The organism is Thiorhodococcus mannitoliphagus (assembly GCF_010915725.1).
Taxonomy (GTDB): domain Bacteria; phylum Pseudomonadota; class Gammaproteobacteria; order Chromatiales; family Chromatiaceae; genus Thiorhodococcus; species Thiorhodococcus mannitoliphagus.
Map to the genome: position 1 here is coordinate 1 of NZ_JAAIJR010000093.1, position 22,895 is coordinate 22,895.

The 22,895-nt window shown below is 60.4% G+C and carries 15 protein-coding genes; 13 read left to right on the top strand and 2 right to left on the bottom strand.

Annotated features, from left to right (window positions below):
* Positions 1–763 precede the first annotated feature (763 nt).
* The 10 genes from G3480_RS18650 (at position 764) to G3480_RS18700 (ending at position 15,776) form a co-directional block, all read left to right on the top strand.
* Complete coding sequence (locus G3480_RS18650) at positions 764–1,762, top strand: AraC family transcriptional regulator (protein ID WP_164655397.1); 999 nt, start codon at positions 764–766, stop codon at positions 1,760–1,762.
* Positions 1,763–1,863: 101 nt separating this feature from the next.
* On the top strand, positions 1,864–4,683 hold the full coding sequence (locus G3480_RS18655) for a sulfatase-like hydrolase/transferase (RefSeq protein ID WP_164655398.1): 2,820 nt from the start codon (positions 1,864–1,866) through the stop codon (positions 4,681–4,683).
* A gap of 302 nt (positions 4,684–4,985) precedes the next feature.
* Entirely contained in the window at positions 4,986–6,725 is a 1,740-nt protein-coding gene (locus tag G3480_RS18660; RefSeq protein WP_164655399.1) for a DUF1214 domain-containing protein, read from the top strand.
* Positions 6,726–6,828: 103 nt separating this feature from the next.
* Positions 6,829–7,656, top strand: a complete 828-nt coding sequence (locus tag G3480_RS27935) for a hypothetical protein (RefSeq protein ID WP_206171790.1) — start codon at positions 6,829–6,831, stop codon at positions 7,654–7,656.
* Positions 7,657–7,877: 221 nt separating this feature from the next.
* Positions 7,878–8,333 (top strand): DUF1134 domain-containing protein, encoded by a 456-nt coding sequence (locus G3480_RS18675; RefSeq protein ID WP_164655400.1) that lies wholly within the window; start codon positions 7,878–7,880, stop codon positions 8,331–8,333.
* A gap of 292 nt (positions 8,334–8,625) precedes the next feature.
* A complete protein-coding gene (locus G3480_RS18680; protein WP_164655401.1) occupies positions 8,626–8,868 on the top strand; it encodes a hypothetical protein in 243 nt (80 codons plus the stop codon).
* A gap of 69 nt (positions 8,869–8,937) precedes the next feature.
* Complete coding sequence (locus G3480_RS18685; protein WP_164655402.1) at positions 8,938–9,741, top strand: DUF2092 domain-containing protein; 804 nt, start codon at positions 8,938–8,940, stop codon at positions 9,739–9,741.
* Positions 9,738–9,950, top strand: a complete 213-nt coding sequence (locus G3480_RS18690) for a hypothetical protein (protein ID WP_164655403.1) — start codon at positions 9,738–9,740, stop codon at positions 9,948–9,950. The genes G3480_RS18685 and G3480_RS18690 overlap by 4 nt, the downstream gene beginning before the upstream one ends.
* A 380-nt stretch (positions 9,951–10,330) precedes the next feature.
* The gene (locus tag G3480_RS18695; RefSeq protein ID WP_164655404.1) at positions 10,331–12,316 is read left to right on the top strand and encodes a mechanosensitive ion channel family protein; all 1,986 of its coding nucleotides are present in this window, start codon (positions 10,331–10,333) and stop codon (positions 12,314–12,316) included.
* Positions 12,317–12,356: 40 nt separating this feature from the next.
* Positions 12,357–15,776 (top strand): mechanosensitive ion channel domain-containing protein, encoded by a 3,420-nt coding sequence (locus G3480_RS18700; protein ID WP_164655405.1) that lies wholly within the window; start codon positions 12,357–12,359, stop codon positions 15,774–15,776.
* 492 nt (positions 15,777–16,268) lie between these two features.
* Here G3480_RS18700 and G3480_RS18705 read toward each other — a convergent pair whose 3' ends face one another.
* Complete coding sequence (locus tag G3480_RS18705) at positions 16,269–17,066, bottom strand: hypothetical protein (RefSeq protein WP_164655406.1); 798 nt, start codon at positions 17,064–17,066, stop codon at positions 16,269–16,271.
* Between the two features lie 1,090 nt (positions 17,067–18,156).
* Between G3480_RS18705 and G3480_RS18710 the strand changes: the two genes are divergently transcribed.
* Positions 18,157–19,644 (top strand): phosphomannomutase, encoded by a 1,488-nt coding sequence (locus G3480_RS18710; RefSeq protein WP_164655407.1) that lies wholly within the window; start codon positions 18,157–18,159, stop codon positions 19,642–19,644.
* A gap of 461 nt (positions 19,645–20,105) precedes the next feature.
* On the opposite strand, the gene G3480_RS18715 is transcribed toward G3480_RS18710, so the two are convergent.
* Positions 20,106–20,480: a hypothetical protein gene (locus G3480_RS18715; protein ID WP_164655408.1), complete on the bottom strand. Its 375-nt coding sequence runs from the start codon at positions 20,478–20,480 to the stop codon at positions 20,106–20,108.
* An 862-nt stretch (positions 20,481–21,342) separates the two neighbouring features.
* Here G3480_RS18715 and G3480_RS18720 point away from each other — a divergent pair.
* Entirely contained in the window at positions 21,343–21,915 is a 573-nt protein-coding gene (locus G3480_RS18720) for a hypothetical protein (RefSeq protein WP_164655409.1), read from the top strand.
* Positions 21,916–21,967: 52 nt separating this feature from the next.
* Entirely contained in the window at positions 21,968–22,306 is a 339-nt protein-coding gene (locus tag G3480_RS18725; protein ID WP_164655410.1) for a hypothetical protein, read from the top strand.
* The last annotated feature ends 589 nt before the right edge of the window (positions 22,307–22,895 follow it).

Sequence of the window (22,895 nt, forward strand, 5' to 3'; positions counted from 1 at the left end):
AGGAGCCGGATGCGGTAGTCCCGCACGTCCGGATCTGTGGGAGCCGCGGGTGCGTAAGCACCCGTGGCCACCCGGTGCCGATTGCTTGTGCCTATCTGTAGTCAGGGCTTCTAGCCCTGAGAGGCTGTCTGAATATTGTAATCGCCCGAGCTGTAGGGGCGAATTCATTCGCCCTCCCGCCAGTGCCAAGGGCGACTAAAGTCGCCCCTTGTATGTTCTGTTCTCAGGGATTGATAAGGAGGAGTGATAAACGGAGTTTATGAAGAGAGCCCGGGAAGCCGTTCGCCCCTGAAGCCTGGACGTGGTGTTCGGCGGCACCACGCTGATTGTGTAGGCAGTTTATCCGTGTGATGTTCATGCGGGTGGCGAGTCATGCAGATCACGGCTCGCTCCTCTCGCGGATCGGGGAATTCTGAAAACGACGTTCCAATCGTGCTGTATCACCCGGAGTCGTGAATAACCAATTTCGCGCCAAACGGACGGGTTGGGGCGCGGCACCTCTGGAAATCCGGGAGTTGTCGTCAATCGTCCAGAATTTTCCACATCTCGAATACTCCAGGGAGGTGCTCTTGTCGCTTACTCTATCTCACCCAGATTTATCCGAATAATCTTTGCCGCTTCTACCGGACTGTTCCACCGCCGCTATGTCAGAATTTGGCGCAAATCACGCCACCCGCGGGGCGCTCTCCTCATGCAAAAAGCACAGATTCCGATTTCCTTTACATCGAGTGATCCGCCGTTGGTGCGTGAAGGATCGCTGCGCATGGCGCCCATCCTACCCGTCCCGAGCCTGCTCGCCAGATTTGGCTTGGATCCGGCGCCGATTATCACTGAGGCCGGATTCGACCCGGGCTGGTTCGATGATCCGGAGCATCGAGTCCCGTTCGCCGCCATCGGCCGATTGCTTGCGCTCTGTGTCGAACGCAGCGATTGCCCATGGTTCGGGCACCTGATCGGGGAACAGGCCGGCATCGAGGTGCTTGGACTGATCGGACAGCTTGCCAGCCAGGCACCCGATGTCGGTGCCGCCTTGCACGAAATCATTCTCTACCTGCATCTGCACGACCGCGGCGCCGTGCCCGCGCTCTGGCTTACCCAGGAGCGGGCCATCTTGGCTTATGTCATTCATCAACCGGAGATTCCTGGCATCGAGCAGTTCTATGACGGCGCTGTGGCAATCATCCACAATATCATCAAGAAGCTCTGCGGCCCTGAGTTTAGGCCGCTCGAAATCCGTCTCAGCCGACCTCGACCCGCTGATGTCGAGCCCTACCAGCGCTGCTATCGCGCGCCGCTGAGCTTCGGCGCTGAACATTCTGCCGTGGTGTTCGACGTGAATTGGCTACGGCATCCCCTCGACGGTGCTGATGCGCAGCTGCATGCACAGCTCTTGCAGACCATTGAGTGTTTTGATGCGCAGTGGGCCGAAGACCTGATCGCACACCTTCGCCGCGTGCTGCGGCAGGTCTTGATTCTGGGCGCCGCGCCTGGCGACACCTCGCTGGCCCATGCCGCACGCCTGTTCGCGCTGCATCGGCGCACGCTGAATCGGCGGCTGAGGGCGCGCGGCACGAGCTTCAAGGCCTTGATCGAGGAAGCCCGTTACGATGTCGCCCGCCAGTTACTGCGCGACACCAACCTGTCTAGCACCGACATCGCCGTGTCACTCGACTACGCCGACGCCTCCGCCTTCACGCGCGCCTTCAAGCGCTGGTCCGGCGTCACGCCGGGCACTTGGCGCGCATCCCCACCGGTGCGCTGACATCGCAGCGTGGCCGGCAGCCTGTCGCGAAATGACAAAGCGCAATCGGATGGAAGCGGCACAATCCAGGCTTTCAGACCACCGGGAGAGGATCGCTCGACATGAAAATCGCGTTTCTGAAACAGGCACCACCTGTCTGGCGGCGTCTTTACGCCCCAGCGTTCGTCTTGCTTTGCCTTGCCTGCGGCGCGGCCCAGGCCGCCGATACCGGGCCGCGCCATCACGCCGAGGGTGCATTCGATGCGGCCACTGGTGCCTATGAGGTCGTCAAGGGTGATGATCTGTTGTCCATTGCCGAACGCTTTGGTGTGACGGTCGCTGAACTGAGACAGGGCAACAGGCTCGGCTCGGACGTTGTCGACGTCGGCCAAACCTTGGTGATTGGCGCTGACACTGCGGCGGGCGGCTCAGCTTCCGCACCCCAAGTCACCGGCACCCTGGGGTCGCCCAGCGCGACCACCACCATCAGCGGCAAACAACTCCCCCCGCCCCAGCCGGCCTTCGGCGGCGTGATCAAGGACGACGCGCTGCAATCCAAACAATGGTGGGCGCCGCGCATCGTACCGCCCAAGGGTGCGCCCAATATCCTGCTCATCCTGACCGACGACGCCGGCTTCGGCGTACCCAGCACCTTCGGTGGCGTCATCCCGACGCCGTCGATGGACCGCATCGCGAACGCGGGTCTGCGCTACAACCGCATCTTCTCCACCTCGCTGTGCTCGCCGACGCGCGCGGCGCTGATCACCGGGCGCAACCACCACTCGGTCGGTTTCGGCGTCATCGCCGAGCAGGCGACCGGCTTCCCCGGCTACAACAGCGTCATCGGCGCCGACAACGCGACCATCGGGCGCATCCTGCGCGACAACGGCTACGCGACGTCCTGGTTCGGCAAGGACCACAACACGCCGACCTACGAAGCGAGTCAGGCCGGGCCCTTCAACCAGTGGCCGACCGGCATGGGCTTCGACTACTTCTACGGTTTCGTCGGCGGTGACGCCAACCAGTGGGGGCCGAACCTCTTCCGCAACACCACGCAGATCTATCCCTGGATTGGCCACGAGGGCACCCTGAAGATGGATCGGTCTGATCCCAAGGCGGCGATCTGGCCCGTCACCGGCAAGGAGAGCGACTGGAATCTGATCACCGCGATGGCCGACGACGCCATCGCCTGGATGGACCGGATCAACCAAACCGATCCCAGCCAGCCCATCTTCCTCCACTACTGCCCCGGTGCTTCGCATGCCCCGCACCATCCGACCAAGGAATGGGTGGACAAGATCCACGCCATGCACCTCTTCGACGATGGCTACGAGAAGCTGCGCGAGCGGATCTTCGAGAATCAGAAGAAGCTCGGCGTCATCCCGCCGGATCAGGAATTGACGCCCTGGCCGAAGGACCTCCTGACGCCCTGGGACGAGCTCTCGGACGAGGCGAAGAAGCTCTACATCCGCCAGGCCGAGGTCTTCGCCGCCTTCGTCGCCTATAGCGATCATGAGATCGGCCGCGTGATCCAGCACTTCGAGGATCTTGGCAAGCTCGACAACACGCTGATCATCTATCAGAACGGCGACAACGGCACCAGCGCCGAGGGCGGGCCGGAAGGCACCTTCAGCGAGGTGGCGTTCTTCAATGGCGTCAAGCCGCCGGTGGACGTGCAGATGAAGTTCTACGAGGCCTGGGGCACCGAACTGGCCTACAACCACATGTCGGCCGGCTGGTCCTGGGCCTTCGACACGCCCTTCGACTGGTTCAAGCAGAACGCCTCCCGGCTCGGCGGCATCAACCAGAACATGGTCATCTCCTGGCCGGCGCGCATCAAGGACAAGGGCGGCCTGCGCGAGCAGTTCATGCATGTCATCGACCATGCGCCCACCATCCTCGAGGTCACCGGCATCGGCATGCCCGACTATGTGGACGGCATCAAGCAGAAGCCGATGGAGGGCACCAGCTACGCCTACACCTTCGACGCGGAAAACGCCAAGGCACCGTCCCGGCACACCACCCAGTATTTCGAGATGATGGGCCAGTGGGCGCTCTATCACGACGGCTGGCTGCTGAGCACCAAGGTCGACCGCGCACCCTGGGATGCCTTCTCCGCGGCCAATCCGGATCCACTGAACAACCAGGTGTTCCAGCTCTACGACCTGAGCACCAGTTGGAACCAGGCCGAGGACATCGCCGCACAGCACCCGGACAAGGTCAAGGAAATGCGTGCCATGTTCCTGGAGGAGGCGAAGAAGTATCAGGTCTTGCCATTGGATGCCTCGGTCGGTGCCCGCGTGGCCGCCGCGCGTCCGAGCCTCACCGCCGGTCGCGACGAGTACGTTTACACGCAACCCATGACCGGTCTGCCGCAGGGCGACGCGCCTTATCTGCTCGACACCTCCTACAGCATCACGGCGGACATCACCGTGCCCGAGGGCGGTGCCGAGGGCATGATCGTGACCTCCGGCGGACGTTTCGCGGGCTTCGGCATGTATCTGCTCGAGGGCAAGCCGGTGTTCCTCTGGAACCTGCTCGATCTGGAGCGGGTCAAGTGGGAAGGTCCGGACGCGCTCACGCCCGGCCAGCACACCATTGAGTTCGAATCCAAGTATGACGGGCTCGGCGTCGGCACCATGGCGTACAACAACTTCTCGGGCATTGGCCGACCGGCCGACACCACCTTCAAGGTGGACGGCAAGGTGGTCGAGACCAAGCGGATGGAAAAGACGATCCCGATCATCCTGCAATGGGACGAGAGCTTCGACATCGGGTCCGATACCATCACCGGCGTGAACGACGCGGACTACCAGCCGCCGTTCCCCTTGACCGCCAAGCTCAACAAGCTAACGATCAAGGTCGACCGTCCCCAGTTGTCGCCAGAGGACATCGCGAAGTTCGAGGCGGCCCTGAAGAAGGTCGAGGCCGGTCGCGAATAGGCGACCAGCCCAGGCGGTCGTGAAACGCGCGGGCCGCTTCCGAAGGGGAGCGGCCCGCGGACCCCATGGCCGTGAGGTTTTGAAACGATTCCATCTGGCCTGGGTTCGACCCGGATGGGCAGAGCGAGAGCGATGCCCATCTTTCCACTTGCCGGATGGCAGCGGCACGCCATTCGATGGGTATCGCTGCGCTCTGCCCATCCGAGGATTGTCTACAAGCGCTGAGTGACACCCAAGCTCTCCCGCCTCGCATTCGCCGCTGGCGCAATGATTCAATCCACACGCAAAATGATGAGATTCATATGCACCATTCCAATCATGACGGATTGACAAGACGACTCGGGCCTGCCGCGCTGGCCCTGTTTCTCATCCTCGGACTCGGTTCGGCTCAGGCCGGCGACAAGGGCAGCCGCCACCATGCCGAGGGCCAATACGACAGCGTCACCGCCATCTACACCGTCGCCAAGGGCGACGACCTCGCGGCCATCGCCGAGCGCCTCGGTGTCAGCGTCGCCGAGCTGCGTGCGGCGAACGGCCTCACATCCGACCTCATCGAGCCGGGCCAGACGCTGGTCATGGGCACTGGAGCCTCGGCATCGCCCGCGACGGTTCGGTACAAGATGACCACAGCCATCGCGCCGGGCGTCGCGACGCCCGACACCCTCGACACCTCCATCGGCACGCTGCGCCTGCGCGACGGCGTCCCGTCGGCCGACAGCATCGACACCATCTATGACAACCTGGATCGCTCCCGGGCGCTGCAGGCCTACCTGCTCGGCATTCCCATCGTCAACCAGGCGAGCATGCGCGCTTCACTGAAGGAATTCGGTCCGGTCAATCAGACCGACGTCATCTGGGAAGATCTGGTCGATGCCAAGACCGTCGAACTGACGGCGAACGACAACACCGTCTACAGCTTCATCTGGCTCGATACCCATGACGGCCCCTTGGTTGTCGAGGTGCCGCCGAAGGTCCTCGGGCTGATCGACGATTTTTGGTACAAGTGGGTCGCCGACGTCGGCATCACTGGGCCCGACAAGGGCGAGGGCGGCAAGTACCTGATCCTGCCGCCTGGCTACAACGGCACTGTGCCGGAGGGCTACTTCGTCGTGCGGCCAAGCACCTATGGCACCTGGATGCCGTTCCGCTCGTTCCTGGTGGACGGCTCGCCGACGCCCGGCGTCGATCTGGTCAAGAAGACCCTGAAGATCTATCGCCTCGGCGACGAACAGAATCCTCCGGCGATCAAGTTCGCCAACGCCTCGGGTATCCCGTCGAATTTCGTCTTCCCTGGCGATGACAGCTTCTGGGAGCTGTTGAACCAGGTCATCCAGGAAGAGCCGGCCAGCGGCGCGGACCCGACCACCCTTGGTCTGTTCGCCGCCATCGGCATCGAAAAAGGCAAGCCCTTCGCGCCCGACGCGCGGATGAAGGCGATCTTGGAGGACGCGGCGAATATCGGCGCGGCGACCGCGCGTAGCCTGGCGTTCAAGATGCGCGAGAAGGATGCCTATTTCTATCCGGACAGCCAGTGGCGTCTGCCCTTCTTCGGCGGCTACAAATTCGAGGTCGCCCCAGGCGTTGCCAACCTCGACGGCGCGGCCTTCTTCTATTTCTTCGCCACCGGGGTCACCCCCGCGATGGAGGAGAAGATGGTCGGCAAGGGCTCCCAGTATCCCTGGACCGCCCTGGATGCGGACGGCAATCCCTTCGAGGGCGACAAGACCTATAAGCTGCACCTGCCGCCGAACATCCCGGTGAAGGACTTCTGGTCGGTCATCGTCTACGACACCCAGACCCGCTCGATGCTGCAAACCGACCAGCACTCCCCGAGCGTCAGCAGCCAGAACAAGGATCTCCAGGTCAACGCGGACGGCTCGGTGGACGTCTGGTTCGGCCCGAAGGCCCCCGAGGGCAAGGAAAGCAACTGGGTCCAGACCATCCCCGGCAAGGGCTGGTTCATGATCCTGCGCCTCTATGGTCCGCTCGAACCCTGGTTCGACAAGACCTGGCGACCGGGCGAGATCGAGAAACAGTCCTGAGAGGCTCTCTGAAGAACCTTTTAGGGAAGGACCGGAGGCCCTCGCACCCGGCAAACACAGCATCGAGTTCGCCTTCACCTATGATGGCCTCGGCGCGGAAACCATGGCCTTCAACAATTTCAGCGGCATCGGCCGCTCGGGCACCGGCACGCTGAAGGTCGACGGCAAGGAGGTGCAAACCATCAAGATGGAGAAGACCATCCCGATCATCCTGCAGTGGGACGAGAGCTTCGACGTTGGCTCCGACACCATCGCGGGCGTGAAAGATGCGGACTACCTGCCGCCCTTCCCGCTCACGGCGGAGTTGAACAAGCTGACGATCAAGGTTGATCGGCCGGTACTTTCGCCGGAGGAGATCAAGAAGCCGGTCGCGAATAGGCGAATCGCTGACCCGGTCTGCAAAGGCGCGGGCCACTTTCGAAAGGGAGTGGCCGGCGTTTACACTCTGGAAAACATCGACATGCAGAAGTGCGTTCTCCGAACCCTATCGATACTCGCGCTTGTCCTCGGCGTCTCCGCTGGGCATGCCAGCGCACAGGATAGGGCAGCTCCCGCAGTCGAGGCGGAGGCGCCTGCCGCCGTATCCGACTCTGGTTTCGACCGCTTAGTGGGCCTATGGGTACGCCCCGACGGCGGCTATCTGATCGCCATCCGCGCTGTCGACAGCAGTGGCAGGCTCGACGCTGCCTACGCGAATCCCCGCCAACTCCCGTTCGCGAAGGCCGAGGCGTCGCGGGAAGGTCAGACGATCAAGGTCTTCCTGGAACTGCGCGCCGGCGGCTACAACGGCTCCACCTACAACCTCAGCTACGAGCCGGAGAAGGATATTCTCAAGGGCGTTTACTACCAGGCGGTTGCGCAGCAGAAGTACGACATCTATTTTGAGCGCGCCAAGTCGGGAGCCGGCATGGAGATGCCAAGGAAACGATGAATTTCGGGTAGTGTCTCAAATTTGTGCGCAGCCTCGAAAAGACTTTCTAATAACAATGCTTGATGATGATCATGCGCAATTTTGAAACACCACCCATGTCTGAACGCAGCCATCTTTCAACTTCGACGCGTTGGTCTCGCAAGGGCCAACCATGCACCCCGGGATGGACGAATCAGGTCCAGTCCGGATCATCAACCCTGCGACAAATAGGTAACAATTAAATGATCCGTAAGCATCGTCAATTCATCGGTCTTTTCGCGTTTCTCGTCGTCTTGCTCAGTGGTAGCCTGGCCTTCGCCGCGGATTCGAAGCAGTCGGTCGGCACGGTCTCCATCGAGGAAGAACAATTCGGGCTGATTCTGGGTGGTAGCCGGGGCGACGGGACCTTGACCTTTGAGGGCAAGGAATACCCGTTCAAGCTCAGCGGTCTCAGCGCGGGCGCCAACGTCGGCATTTCCAAGATGAGTGCCGCCGGCAACGTCTACGATCTCTCAGAGGTTGGGCAATTCCCGGGGACCTACACCAAGCTGGATGCCAGCGTGGCACTCGGCGGCGGCATGGGTGGCACCCGGTTGAAGAACGAGAACGGCGTGATCATGACCTTGCATTCACGGACCCAGGGGGTGGATCTGAATCTCGGAAACATCAGCGGCGTGACGATCACAATGGAGGAGTGATCCGAGCAATAAGGAGTGATCCGAGCAATGGAGGAGTGATCCGAGTATTCGGTCGGTGACCCGAGGGGCAAAGGGACGGATAACGAGTGGATCGAGACACTGATCCCTTTCGCACTGCGGGTCCAGGCGAAACAGAAAGCGAACGCGGGGAAAGTCCCGAGGATTTCAGCTTTCCGTTTGAAAATACTGAAGTAGATACCATTACTCTTCAGTCACTCGGGCGTCGCGGCGGCATAGCCGCTGGCGCCTTGGTCCTGCTGGACTTGGCCGGCTGCGTATCGACAGGAGACCAGTGAGTGGAGTCAGACCAGTGAGCGGTGTCATGCAGGTCACCGTCAAGCCAGGAGATACGGCCAACTGTGATTCCAGCCCATGCCAGGTCTCCTTGGTGATGGCCCTGGGTTGGGGGCCCTACGAGGTGGCTGACAACGAGACCAAGATCGTTACCTGCCCCGCCGGGCAGAGGGTGTTGCTCGGTGGCCTCTGGGGGAGCAACGCGATCAAGGGAGTCGGGGCGAATGTTCCCTCGACTTAGGTCTCTATTCCGTCTCAGCGTTAATCGGACACCATGCCGGGAATTTCTGCTCTGAAGAGGCACATTGAAATGATAAAACCACGCAGGCTCGTAAATCTTTCCGCAGGCGGCCTGTCCGCCATGGCGCTATGTTTAGTGGCCATGTTGGGGACCTCCATCACGGCAAGCGCGGATGAAGCAGATGCTAAGCGCTTGCTTAAAGCCATGTCCGATTACGTGGCGGCGCAGCAGGTCATCTTATTCGACTACGACGCCATCCTTGAGGTCGTCACCAAGGACGAACAGATCCTCGCGCTGGCGAGTTCAGGTCAGGTCACACTCAATCGGCCCGACAAGATCCTCGCCACGCGCTCCAGCGGGTTCGCGGATGTCGAGATGTCTTTTGACGGTAAGACGCTGACCTTGCTGGGTAAGAACTTGAACCTCTATGCGCAGCAGGACGTCCCTGGCACGGTCGACAACCTGGTCGATGAGCTGCGCAAACACAACCGGCCGCTGCCTGCCGCGGACCTATTATTGGCAGATCCTTACGAGGCATTGATGGAAGATGTCGTCGACGTCAAGGATCTTGGCAGTGGCGTGATCGGTGGCGTCGAATGCGATTACCTCGCTTTTCGCAAGAAGGACGTCGACTGGCAGATCTGGATTGCTCAGGGGGAGCGTCCCTATCCATGCAGGTACGTCATTAGCTCGAAGTCCATGGACGGTCAACCGGAGTACAGCATTCAGGTCAGGGACTGGAAGACTGATGACGAAGTCGCGGCGACTGATTTCAGCTTCAAGAATCCGTCCGGTGCTAAGAAGGTAGACCTGAAGGCTCTTGAGGGTGCGGATGAATTACCTAAACACTTCCAGATAGGAGGCGCAAAATGAAGGCATCGAAACGATTTGGCATCATGCTGCTCGCGGCGCTTGCCGTCATTGGCGGATCCGAGCTCGGTGAGCGGCTTTCAGTTCCCGGTGTTCACAGCTTCATCCCGACGGCCGAAGCCATCGTCGGGCGCCCACTCACGCCGGTGAGCGTTGCTGGTGTGGGGCGTCGCACAGTGCGGCGTTGCGCGGCAGGCGTTTACTACTGTTAGCGAGGCGAAGCCTCAGTGGCTGTCTGATAAGCCTCGGGGCGATTTTTTTGGTCGCCCTTGGCACTGTCGGGAAGGCAAATGAATTCGCCCCTACAGCTCGGGCGATTGCAATATTCAGACAACCTCTCAGAGGCTGTCTGGAAATCATCGCAGAGGCCCCGATGGACGCTGGGGCGACCTCAGTCGCCCCGAGTTTCCAGACAGCGTCTCAGACCGACCAGTCATGATCGCTGTTCTCGCAAGTTGGGCAGCCGACAACGACAACGAGAAAATTGACACCTCCGCGGACCATTTGACGTCCTCAAACAATCTAGGCGAGATCTATCGCCTCAGAGAGCGACGACCCCTGCGTTACGCATCGGACCTGATCGCATGCGACGATGACTGAATCGAGAAAGGGCATGCGTTTCAGTGTGATCGCAGCGCTGCTGGTTGGGCTGCTGGCGTTCCCAGCGCTCCTACCGGCAGGCGATGCGCCGGTCATCCGCGCGGAAAACCTCGGCGACGCACCGCTGTTCACGCATCCACTTCTGCTCGCGGTCGCCAACCTCGACCAGCGTATCAGCACCACCACCGCTACCATCGACAGGGCCGGGCTTTCGCATCAGCGCGTCCTTGTGCTGGAGCAACTCACCCGGACCATCCTGTCGCAAGGCGGTCACGGTTTTGCACCAAAGCTTCCCGCAGACGACTTGCAGCGTCTGCGCGACGCCGTCTCGAGTGCCCGGCGCGGCGGGGATACGACCGCCGAAATGACCACGATTCTGCGCCTCAACGGCGCGATCCTGGATCAGAGCTTTACGGATCTACTGACGACGGTGGCGCGAGACTGGATCCGATTCGCCCCAGCCGCGGACTTCAGCCGAGCGTTCAGCCGCTTCGCGCATCGAACCACTTTCAATCAGGTTCCGTTCGGGCGGGCCGTGCAGCGTTTGCAAGCCGGCAAGGCGACCACGCTCAGCAGCGCCGAGCAAGCCTTGATCGACGCCTATCGTGACTACAGCCAGCGTGCGGAGGTCTATGACGCCGTGGCGCAGTCGCTGTTCGGCTTCGTCAATGGGGCGGCTACCAGCAACCGGCTGTTTCGTTGGCTCGGCATCAGCACGCTGATCGGCATGATCGATGCGCAGCCCTGGGCCGCCGACATCAACGACAGGTTGCTGCCGGGCAGCGACGACAGCCTTGGCCATCTCGTCAGCGTTGGCCAGATGTTCGCCGCCACCCTGTTGTTCCTGGCGTTGATCGGCGTCGGTCTGATTCTGCTGCCCTTACTGCTGCGCCTTCTGCGACGGGCATTGCCGCAACGGGCGCGGAGCGCGCAACAGGATCCATCCGAATCCGAGCGCTTTCTGCGCCTGCTCAGGCAGTCCTTTCTCGGTCCACTGCGCGTCCTGCTGGTGCTGATCGCCATCGGACAGGCGACGCGGATCCTGTTCTTGCGCGAATCCGACGAGATCATGCTGGACGTGCTCGCAAGCCTCTATGTCGTGCTGATCGTCTGGGCGCTGCTGCGCCTGATCGACAACTTCGTGATGCTGTATTCGAGCGATCTGCTTCGCCGCTATCCGACCCTGCGCGGAGAGTTGGTCAACTTCCTGTCCAGCGTGACGCGCTTCCTGGTGATCGTGATTGCCGTGCTCTACTTGATGCAGCGCTTCGGTTTCGACATCCGCGCCCTGCTGGCGTCGCTTGGCATCGGCGGTCTGGCCGTCGCCTTCGCGGCCAAGGAGACCATCTCGAACATCTTCGGCTGCATCTCCATCATCGTCGATGACATGTTCCAGCAGGGCGATTGGATCGTGACGCCGAACGGCGAGGGGACGGTGATTGATGTCGGCCTGCGCAGCACCAAGATCCGCACCTTCGACAACGCGGTGATCTTTCTACCCAACGCTTATGTGGCCGGCATCGACGTGCGCAACTGGAGTCGGTGCAAACTGGGTCGGCGCATCAAGTTCACGCTTGGGCTCGAATACGGCAGCGACATGCAGCAGGTGAAGAAGACCGTCGACGACATTCGCGCCATGCTGATCGCCCATGAGGACATCGCCGACAGCAGCACCGACACTACCCACTACACCAAGCAGCAACTGGCGAAGATCTCGGACGCAATGGATGCGCACGGCATCAAGCGAACGCTGCTGGTCTATCTCGATGCCCTCGGCGACAGCTCGATCGACATCCTGATCTACTGCTTCTCCAAGACCATCGACTGGGAAGGATGGCTCGAGGTCAAGCAGGACGTGATCTTTCGCTGTTGCGCCATCGTCGACGCCAATGGGTTGAGCGTCGCCTTCCCGAGTCGGACGCTGTATCTGCGTCAGGACGCTGGGCAAGCGGAAGACGCTGTTGTGTCCAATCATTGATCCGATTTTGAAGCACGCTGGAAAGAAAAGAGCGAGAAAGATGCGAACCCTTGTTCCTGTTGTCATCGCCTGCTTGTTGTGGGCCGTCTGGTTCTCGTGCGCCTCTGCTCAGGAGGCCGATCGCACGCTGCCGGGATGGTTGGTCACCTCTGAGGCGCTCGAGTCGAAGATCGCCGAAGCGGAAGCGGCGACCGACATCACCGACGAGGCCAAGACCCAGCTTATCGAGCTGTACCGCAAGGCGTTGAGCAATGTGCAGACGGCAAGGGACAACGCGGCATCGGCGGCGCGGTTCCAACGTAGCGCCGAAGGCGCACCGGCTCAGATCCAGGCCATCCGCGCGGCGCTTGCGCCAGACGCCGCCCCGGCCGATCCAAGGGATGGCTTAGATGCGGACGCCGACACCCCGCTTCCGGAGCTTGAGCAACGCTTGCAGAAGGAGCAGGCGGACCTAGCCGCAACCGATGCGCGACGCGTCGACATCGAGTCGCGTCTGGCGATCTTCGAGCAACGCCCGACGGCCATCAGCCAGCGTCTCGCCGAGACGACGCAACAGCGCGAAGAGGCTTCGGCACAGCTTCAGATGCCGGCCGCGGATGACACCAGCCCCCTGTTCGCGCAGGCCGAAAAGTGGGCGCTGGAGACGCGCTACGTGGCGCTGAGCACCGAGACCACCATGCTCGAGCAGGAATTGTCGACCCTCCCGCTGCGCACACAGCTATTGGAGGCAAAGCTCGATAAGGAAGGTGCCAGCAGCGACTTGATCGGGGAGCGCATCGAGCTGCTCAGTCAACTCGCCGACCGCAAACGCCGGCAGGCAGCCGAGCAAGCGACGACGGAAGCCGAGCAGACGCAGCGCGAGATCGCGGGGATGCATCCGGTGCTGGTCGAGTTGTCCGCGCAAAACGCGGCCCTGTCGCGGGACGTCAACGAGATGACGAAGCGGCTTCAGGCCCAGGATCTGGTGCGGCAGAACCTCGATGAGCTGATGGAGCAGATCGACGCTGATTACAAGGATGCCCGTGAAACCCTGGAGTCTGGCGAGGTGAACGACACGCTGGGCCGAATCTTGTCGCAGCAGCTCAAGACCCTGCCCGACCCAAGAGGCTTTGCTCAAAAGGCCGAAGTGCGCCAAGCGGAGATCGCCGACCTCAATGTGCACCGCTTGGAGTATCGCGCCGAGGCGCGACGCCTCGCCGATACGGATACCGCTATCGAGCGGCTCACGCGCGAGCAACAGGGCGATGCCTCGGTATCACCCGAGCCCGCGACCTGGACCGAGCCGCAGAAGGCGAAGCTGCTGGAACTGGTGCAACAGCGCCAGGAACAGCTCAACAACGCCTTGGAGACGAATCGCCTCTACCTCGGCAAGCTGCGGGAACTCGATCGGGCCGAGCAGGCGTTGCTCGCGACCGCCGCCGAGTATGACGCCTATCTAGACGAGCACCTACCCTGGTTGCGTAACGCCAAACCCATCCGCCTTGAAGACATCCGCGCGCTGCCGGGCGAACTCAGCGCCCGGCTCATGGCAGCGGATCTGCCCGGTTTGCCGCACCTGATGTACCGGCAACTCTCAGGCAGCCCTGCCTTCTGGCTTGCCGTCATCGGCACAGTCGCCCTGCTGTGGCGACGCCGAGCGATGATCGCCGCCATTCAATCGATCGCACCCCGCGTCGGCAAGCCCACCACCGACCGCATGGGCCATAGCGGGCGGGTGTTGGCCCTGACCCTGCTCGTCGCGGCACCGCTGCCCGTGCTGTTGATGGCGGTTGGCTGGTCTCTGCAGACCGCGGACGGCGCAACAGTGCTGTCCCTCGCCATCAGCGAGGCTTTGATGTGGCTCGCCCTCTATCTCGCCATTCTGCTCGGCCTGCGCGCCATCTGCCTGCCGCAGGGGTTGGCGGCGGCGCATTTCCGCTGGCCGGAGCGTAACCTAAAGCTGCTGCGAACCCAGATCAGTCTGCTCATCTGGCCGCTCGCTTGCGCGGTGCTGACGGTCGATCTTGCGATCAACCTCTACCCAGCCGATAACGGCGGCACCCTGGCCAAGCTCGGTCTCGTGCTGGGCTTTGTTCCGCTGTCCTGGTTTCTCCACCGCGTCTTCCGTCCTCAGCATGGCGTGCTCACTCAGCTGCGCGCTGGTGGTGAGTACCCGGTCTTGGCTCGCACCTATTGGCTTTGGTATCCGCTGGTCGTGGGTTCGCCCTTGGCGTTGGTCGGCCTCGCCTTGAGCGGCTATGTCTTCACAGCCACGGCCTATGCCGATATGTACTTATTCACGCTTTGGTTCATGCTTTCGCTGCTGCTCGGCAACGCGCTGGCCCTGCGTTGGCTGCAGGTGACCAGGCGCCGCCTCGCCTTTGATGCCGCCATGGAACGCCGACGCGCAGAACAAGAGGAAGCGGAAGAGCAGGACGTGGCGGGGGAGATGGCCGATCTGCATTTCGAGGCACCAGAGATCGATATTACGGCCCTGAGTGACGAGACGCGCGGGCTGATCCGTATCCTCATGATCACCACGGCCATCGTCGGACTTTACCTCATCTGGTCCAGCGCCCTGCCGGCGCTGCGCACCTTCGACGATATCGTCTTGTGGTATGGAACTGTCACTGTCGATGGCTCGGAGCAACGCCTGCCCATCACCCTAGCGAGCCTCGGGCTGGCGCTGCTCTACGGCGTCGGCACCTGGGTGCTGGCGGATCGGCTGCCTGCCCTGCTGGAGATCTTGCTACTGCAACGTTTTCAGACGACGGCTGCCGGCCGCTACACCGTGACCACCTTGACGACCTATGCCGTGATTGCGGTGGGTCTATTGCTGGTGCTCAGTACCCTGGGCGCACGCTGGTCACAAGTGCAATGGCTGGTGGCCGCGCTCAGCGTCGGCATCGGCTTCGGCCTGCAGGAGATCGTCGCCAACTTCATCAGCGGCTTGATCATCCTGTTCGAGCGACCGATCCGCGTCGGCGACGCCGTCACCGTTGGCGACACCGACGGCGTAGTCACCAAGATCAAGATCCGCGCCACCACCATCCGCAACTGGGACGGCAAGGAACTGCTGGTACCGAACAAGGAATTCATCACCGGACGGCTGCTCAATTGGTCGCTGTCGGACCAGACCACGCGGCTGGTGCTTGCCATCGGCATCGCTTACGGAGCACCGGTGCGCCAGGCCATGGAACTGCTGGCGGAGGCGGCCAGGGAGAATCCCAACGTGCTCGATGAGCCTTCCCCCTCGGTGATCTTCGAGACCTTCGGCGATAACGCGCTCGGCCTGTTGCTGCGCTGCTTCGTCGGTTCCATCGATCAGCGCGTCAGCACCATCAGCGCCTTGAACGAAGCCATCAACGACAAGTTCAATGCCGCCGGCATCAGCATCGCCTTCCCGCAACGCGACCTGCACCTCGACACCATCAAGCCGCTGCGGGTTCAGATCGAACACATGGCAGCTGCCAACGACTAGGACCCTTGTCGTTCTTTATCCATGTCGTTGCCGGGCGTCGATCATCCTTTGGGCCTGTCGTCTGTGGGTGGACAAGCTATCGTGCAAGCCGGCTGATTCAATCCCATGAAAAAACCAAACCCAAACTTCCCCCCTTTCGCAAAGGGGGCTGTGGGGGATTTCGGGCGGAATCGCTCGTATCGGGAAACAATCGATGGGCACTCGTAAAGTGATTTCCGGGAAACAACATGCCGGCAGTTCCGCTCCCGGATGGGCAAAGCCCGCGCGATGAGCTTCGTTTGGAGTGTCGAGGGTCGAGGGGCGTGCCCACCATTCCAGCTCAGCGCTTTGCAGGATGGGCACGTCCGTCCAGCGTCGAGGTGATGCTCCACCCCAGGTATCGCGACGGTGCCGGCCAATGGTGCTCCGCCGTTCGCGGAGTTTCAGCATGGCGCCTTTCTCGGGGGGGCGAAGGCCGGTGAGCCCCGGCCTCGGTGATCCGCCTAGGCGACGCTAGTTGCCTTGCTGTCTAGCGGGCGGCGGTGGCGGTCCCTGGTCATAGCTTGGAGCCTCAGGGTAGCCAGGCATCATGGGGCGGCGAGGGTGGTTGCACCCGCATTCGTAGCCGCCGGTCGGACAGTGGCTACCCCATTGTGGAGCGCCGTAGCCGCTCGGGCCCATCGGTCGTTGTGGCATCCTGGGCATTTGTCCGAAGACGGCGCGTGCGGCCTCGCGCTGCTCCTCCGTCATTTTCTCGATTGTCTCGCGATACTGCTCGATGCGTGCGGCCATCTCCTCGCGCCGTGCTTCCATGTCCTCCCAAGGTGTCGTCTGTGGTCCGCTTCTGCCGCGCTGGGCGGCATCTGCGCGCATGCGATTCCAGTGCTCCTCGCGCATTTCCTCTCGCCGCTTGCGCATGGCGTCACGCTCTTCCGGCGTTGGCCGCTGGTATCTGCTCGGCATCTCCGGAGGGGTCGGAACATCCGGCATTCTGGCCTCGGCGGCTTTCCACGGCGGTGTCTCCGGTAGGTCAACGCCGAGTTCAGCGGCGCTGGCGCGTAGATCCGCATAGCGTTTCTCACGCGCCGCGTCCATGGCGGCTCGGCGCTCTTCGGCCTTGGCGCGTGCGACTGCGGCGCCGGAGGGGGCCGGTGCTCGCTCCTGCGGCTGGGCTGCCACCGCATTGGGCGCTTCGGGCGGTGTTGCGGGCGCTTCTTCGGCTGCGGCGGCGCTCATCCAGGCCGGGCAAGCCATTGTGAAGGCGACCACGGACGCCGACGCGAGCGTGCGAATGGTTAGGTTTCTGGACATCGTCACTCCTCGTTATTGTGCTAAGGATTTAGCTTCAGAACATCGGGTTTAGCTTCAGCGCACCAGTTGAACCGCAAAGCGCCTGAAGCCTACAAAGCATGGCAGTGTGTTGGACGGGCGGTGAACCCCCTTGGGGAAGTGCCCGCGCGAAACAAACCTTTGTTTTTCTAAGCGTCTCGTGCGCCTCTGCGGTTCCGATCGCCGCTTCTAGATAGGGTTGGCGCCTGCGCTTGTGAAGGGTCGTCGAGCCGATCGTTGCGTTCGGGTCCTGACTGCGCACCAGAGTTTACAGCCGAAGCTTCTCCCGCGCCCACCCGTACGGCGATCCTCGCTCCCGAGCCGGTCATCGTCCAGAGATCGGCTCAGTTGGGAAATAGGCCGAGTTAGGAGATAGGCCGAGTTAGGAGATAGAGCGTTGATCATGGGACCGTCCAGTCCCTTGAGTCGACAGCCTGCGTCCTTCAGCCAAAGCGAGGTGGGAGCGGCGCCTCGCCGCGATCGCGCGACCGTCACGGCGGGGCGCCGCTCCAGCCGGTCATGCACTTGGATCAAAGGACGATCGAGGTCGGAGATAGGTCGAGTTGGGCTAGAATCCTAGGAGCCTGTCCGACTTGGGGGGATCGAAGCGAGGAAGTGGGAGAGCGAGGCCATTTCGTTCCGGTTTTGAGGCGCATAGTGGTTCTATGTAACGAAAAAGCGGGGCGAAAGGGACCGTTCTCCCGATTCCGCAGCCGATTCATCCTAAGTCGGACAGGCTCCTAGTGAGGCTCCGCCTCAGACCGACGACTCATGCCATCGGGATCGCTATCGTCGGTTCGATCCCGATCCCGATCCCGATCCCGATCCCGATCCCGATCCCGACGGCCTTGTATGGTCGGACGCTTCATCGAAATTTGACTCATCTGCAAGCATTTTGCGCCCTTAAGGATTTTAAGGATTCTAGGCCGGACAGCTTCCACTTAGAAAGTGACCATCAACAACTTCCCCCCTTTGGCAAAGGGGGCCAGGGGCAATTTCGGACGGGATCGCTCACATCGGCAAACAATTGATGAGCGCCTTCTTAGGCGCAGCCGCAGTACAGAGGATAAAGATGCAAATTGGAGACTTGATGGCAGAAAGCGGTGTCAAATTCGGCACCAGTGGTGCGCGTGGCTTGGCGGATGCGATGACGGATTGGGTCTGCTATGCCTACACGCTCGGTTTTCTCGGCTACCTGCGCGATATCGGCGCCATGTCCGAGGGGGACGGGGTCGGCATCGCTGGCGATCTGCGCCCGAGTTCGCCGCGCATCATGACCGCTTGTGCCCGAGCCGTGCTCGACATGGGTTTTCGGCCGCTGAACTGCGGATTCATTCCAAGCCCCGCGCTGGCCGCCTTCGGCATCGCCCATCGGATGCCGACACTCATGGTTACTGGCAGCCATATTCCGGACGATCGCAATGGGATCAAGTTCAATTTGCCGACCGGGGAGATTCTCAAGCACGACGAAGAGGGCATCCGTGCCCAAGAGGTGGCCGAGCCCCCGGGTGTCTTCGATGCCGCGGGACGTTTCGTCGCGGATCAGGCTCAAGCCTTACCTGCTGCTGACGCGCGTCCCTACGAGGACTATGTGAGCCGCTATCTCGACTTCTTTCCCCAAGGCTGCCTGAAGGGCCTGAGGGTTGGTGTCTACGAGCACTCGAGTGTCGCCCGCGAGGCTTATGTTGACGTGCTTGCTGGCCTTGGCGCGGCGGTGACACGACTGGCGCGTTCCGATGTCTTCATCCCTGTCGATACCGAGGCCGTTCGTCCGCAGGACGTCGCGCTGGCCAGGGAGTGGGCGACAGATGGAGCATTCGATGCCTTGGTTTCGGCGGACGGTGACGGGGACCGCCCGCTCGTCGGCGATGAGTTCGGGGTCTGGCTGAGGGGTGATATCGCCGGCGTGCTCTGTGCCCGTCAGCTCGGTGCCCGAGGTGTGGTGACGCCGGTGAGCAGCAATACAGCGGTCGAGAAGTGCGGTTGCTTCCAGGCCGTTGAGCGCACCCGGATTGGCTCGCCCTTCGTCATCCAGGGAATGCAGGCGTTGATGGACCAGGGCTTGGCCCCTGTTGTCGGCTATGAGGCCAATGGCGGCTTCTTGCTCGGAACTGACATCGAGCGCGACGGCCGACGCCTGACGGCCTTGCCGACACGCGACGCGGTTATCGTTGCTGTCAGCATCCTTCTGGAATCCGTGCAAAAGGGCAAGCCCGTCTCCGAACTGGCAGGGGATCTGCCGCGTCGCTATACCTACAGCGATCGTTTGAAGGAGTTTCCCACCCAAATCAGCCAAGCGCGCCTCGCCGCGCTCAACAGCGGCGACTTCGCCGCAGACAAGGTCGCGATCGAGGACTTCCTGGCTGCGGATTTCGGGCCCGTCGCATCCATTGACCACACCGACGGTTTACGGATTACCTTCGAGAGCGGCGAGATTGCGCATCTGCGGCCCTCGGGGAACGCCCCGGAGCTACGGGCCTATACAGAGGCCGACACGCCAGAGCGGGCGGCGGTCATGGGCCAGATCTGTATGAAGCGGCTTGGTGCGTGGCGGGCGTAGCGAGCGATTCGCAGCGTCGACCCCAGAATCTAAGGTGATTGTCGGAAAATGTCATGCAGCCAGACGGCCGGATCCAGGTTTAACTTCAAGGAGCACCGACGGCAGCATAGCCCAGCGATGTGACCGCTGGTGCGACATGGAAGACGGGCGTCGAGACAAGTCCGCGGGGATGAGCTTCGACAGAAATCGCCTACACAAAGCAGTCAACTTCGGCGTTGATCATGGGGCCGCCCAGCCGGTTGCCTAGTCACCGCGCAGCGTGCAAGCAAAGCGAGGTGGGAGCGGCGCCCCGCCGCGATCACGCGCCCGTCGCGGCGCCGTTCCCACCGACCGCGCGGTTGGGCCGAAGGATGATCGCAGCCGGCGGCCCCGTTGGTGCGGCGTTGCAGAATGAGCGCCGCGCTGTCTGCGGGGTCCGTCCTCAACCGCTCGTTGGCGCTGATGTTTCGGCGAAAGAACGATTACAATGAGTTGACTTTAATGTTCCCATCTTTGTACTCGCACAAGAATATCGTTCTCCTGTCCTTCGGGTATTTGTCTCGCTTGTGCTTTATGAGTTTTTCTATAAGTTTTTCTGCGTCATCCTCAATAAATTCATCCTTTAGGGATGACATCGATTCCTCTATTTCTCGGACTCCGTGAATATAACCCGGTTCTTCCATATAATCTTCATCTGCAAAATTCCAGGCAACGTGGGTCATCTCCAGCGCGATCGCGATCGCTTTGGGTGAAGCATCCTTTTTTCGAAGGACGCTGGTTGCCATCTTCTTTACGATTGAACTCAGTTTTTCTGGCACGGTGTTTCTTCTTTTTGCGTTAACGATAAGCTCAGCCACGCCCGCTGAGCGAGTGCGAAGCCGGGCGGCGACTTGTTATGAAAAGGGGAGAGGATTTATTGTCCATTTGGCCTATTCGGCGCAGCGGGGGAGGCTCTGAACATCAAGCCGCTCCCTATTCGAGTCTGAAGTCGGGCTTCTTGCACATAAATGAATGTGTTCCCTTTTACGCCGCCCGACCACGAACTGGCAGATCCTTCCCCTATAATCTTCGGGTGCTCGTCCGACAGAGATCGCGCCGAATCCCTCCAATACGCCAGTCGACCTCGCCCACAACCACTGCGTTTGCGCCCATCAAGAGGTTCCTGAGTGCATCGACGATCTGCACGAACTGCTCAGACCTCGATTATGCCTATCCTGTCAACGGCCTCAAGATACCCCGTCACGTCGTCAACGCTGCGTTCAGTAAGACGCTTGCCGGCATGCGCCTTCAGATACCAGCCTTGATCATCGTCTTGGCCGGCTGCAAAGCTGACTCTGTAGTCAGGCCATCTTGGCCTGACGATCTCAGGGCTAGAAGCCCTGACTACAGATAGGCACAAGCGATCGGCGGAAACGATGATCAAGGCCCAGATACCCTTCCCCGTGCCGCACATATCAGGGCAGCGCGGATTCTTTGAGGCTCGATTGCCATGGGCGATCAACGAAGTTATACCAGAACCGCTAGGTAGCTTCGTTCGGCGTTGTGTGCGCGCCCGCCATCTGCTAGCGTCCCTTTGCGGCGCTTAGGGTATCCGGATTGTGCATGCTGAGGGCTGGCCCCCCAACAACCGCCAACCGAGCTAGGCAGAATCCGTCTATCTCACCGGACCGACACTCTGACTGCTCGCCTGTGAGAATTCAATAAATGAGGAAGGGCCACTTGTCTGTGAAATACACAAATTCAAAAGGGATGGTTTATTATTTGCATAGAGGCAAGACTAAGACAGGAAAAGAAAGGTGTTATTTTTCGATGAAAAATGAAGGGTCTCTATGCACTTCAATTCCTGGGGGATATGAAATATATGAACATCCAAATGCCCAGGTTTTTCTGCGGAAGATTCCAAAGAAAATCATTTTGGATGAAGAAATAGCTATTGTAGAAGATGGCGTGCGGAAGTATTCAATTTTAAAGGCGTACAAAATTGATGTCAGGAAAAATGTGATTCAAATATATACTCCTGATCAGGATGTTGATGCGCTAGAAAATATATTAAGCAGAATTTCTCCTTTTCCAGCAATTACGAAAAAAACAATCAATGATGTTGTGAATTATTCGCCTGATATGCAGTTTGTTTTAATAGATAAAGAAAAAAGAATTTTTGTGGCGCAAAGATATTGCTATTTAGGTCGAATTGATGACTGGATAAATATTGGAGGCCCAGATTCGCTTGATGCTTTAACGGGACAATACGTGAAGCACTTAGGCAAAGAAAGTTTTTTTGATATTCACTGAAAGATAGAAAGCATGAATATTGAATTGTTACTTAATAGCACAGGTTGTGAGAATGAAAGCGAATGAAGATGAAATCATATTGCAATTCAGGTATCCATGGACAATGATGCCGTTAGAAAGTGCTGGCGAATGGATAAATGCGGTATCAAGATCGCTAAGCAAAACAGACCCCTTGTATAGAAAAGAAATCTTTGTGTCCGCGCGCCATGAAACTGAAAATCTGATTTTGGCGGATAATGATACCGACAACAATTATGCGATTTTATCATTTGCGCCTAAGAGAGGGCCTAACACCGCAGAGTTTAATACAGTAGAAGTCTTTCATTCAAGAAAATCATTGGCGGAAAAGCTGCAACGTGATCATGAAAAGGCTATTGCTAAATTCAAGTGAATAGAGGGGCGTCGATCATCCCTTCGCCCAAGTCGGCCGCCGAATGCGTCGTCAGGCCAGCGATTCCCGCTCAGAAAACAAATAAACCATTGATTTAAATTATATTCATCCTAGCGGGGACCACTGTAGTCAGGCCATCCTGGCCTGACAGAATCAGGGCTGGAAGCCCTGACTACGCAGGGACGGCCAGCCGCTGGACCGAACGATGATCAAGGCCAATAGAGGCGAGCGAGTAAGGTTAGACCGTTCTGGCGAAGCGAGCGTCGATCTAACCTTACTCGTTATCCCGGTTAGGCCCGTTATCCCGTTTAGGATCTGCCAGGTTTTGATCCGCATGGATCATCCATGAGGGCGCTTCCTCCGACTTTAGGTTGCTGGCGCCTTGTATCATTTCATCGCGCGCGGTAACGAATGGGGGCGTTGATCTTCGGGCCGTCCAGTCGGTTGAGTCGACACCGTGCATCCTCCAGGCAAAGCGACGTGGGAGCGGGGGCCCCCCCCCCCGGGGGGGCGCGAGCCGGGGGGGGGCGCGCCCCCCGCGGAGGGGGGTGGGGGAAAAGTTAAGGGGGAACAAAAAAAAAACCCCCCA

Excerpts from the sequence above, each read along its gene's own strand:
- G3480_RS27935 (WP_206171790.1), top strand. The coding sequence starts at position 6,829 with ATGGCCTTCAACAATTTCAGCGGCATCGGCCGCTCGGGCACCGGCACG.
- G3480_RS18690 (WP_164655403.1), top strand. The coding sequence starts at position 9,738 with ATGAAGGCATCGAAACGATTTGGCATCATGCTGCTCGCGGCGCTTGCC.
- G3480_RS18655 (WP_164655398.1), top strand. The coding sequence starts at position 1,864 with ATGAAAATCGCGTTTCTGAAACAGGCACCACCTGTCTGGCGGCGTCTT.
- G3480_RS18705 (WP_164655406.1), bottom strand. The coding sequence starts at position 17,066 with ATGTCCAGAAACCTAACCATTCGCACGCTCGCGTCGGCGTCCGTGGTC.
- G3480_RS18700 (WP_164655405.1), top strand. The coding sequence starts at position 12,357 with ATGCGAACCCTTGTTCCTGTTGTCATCGCCTGCTTGTTGTGGGCCGTC.
- G3480_RS18695 (WP_164655404.1), top strand. The coding sequence starts at position 10,331 with ATGACTGAATCGAGAAAGGGCATGCGTTTCAGTGTGATCGCAGCGCTG.
- G3480_RS18660 (WP_164655399.1), top strand. The coding sequence starts at position 4,986 with ATGCACCATTCCAATCATGACGGATTGACAAGACGACTCGGGCCTGCC.
- G3480_RS18710 (WP_164655407.1), top strand. The coding sequence starts at position 18,157 with ATGCAAATTGGAGACTTGATGGCAGAAAGCGGTGTCAAATTCGGCACC.
- G3480_RS18650 (WP_164655397.1), top strand. The coding sequence starts at position 764 with ATGGCGCCCATCCTACCCGTCCCGAGCCTGCTCGCCAGATTTGGCTTG.
- G3480_RS18725 (WP_164655410.1), top strand. The coding sequence starts at position 21,968 with ATGAAAGCGAATGAAGATGAAATCATATTGCAATTCAGGTATCCATGG.
- G3480_RS18675 (WP_164655400.1), top strand. The coding sequence starts at position 7,878 with ATGATCCGTAAGCATCGTCAATTCATCGGTCTTTTCGCGTTTCTCGTC.
- G3480_RS18685 (WP_164655402.1), top strand. The coding sequence starts at position 8,938 with ATGATAAAACCACGCAGGCTCGTAAATCTTTCCGCAGGCGGCCTGTCC.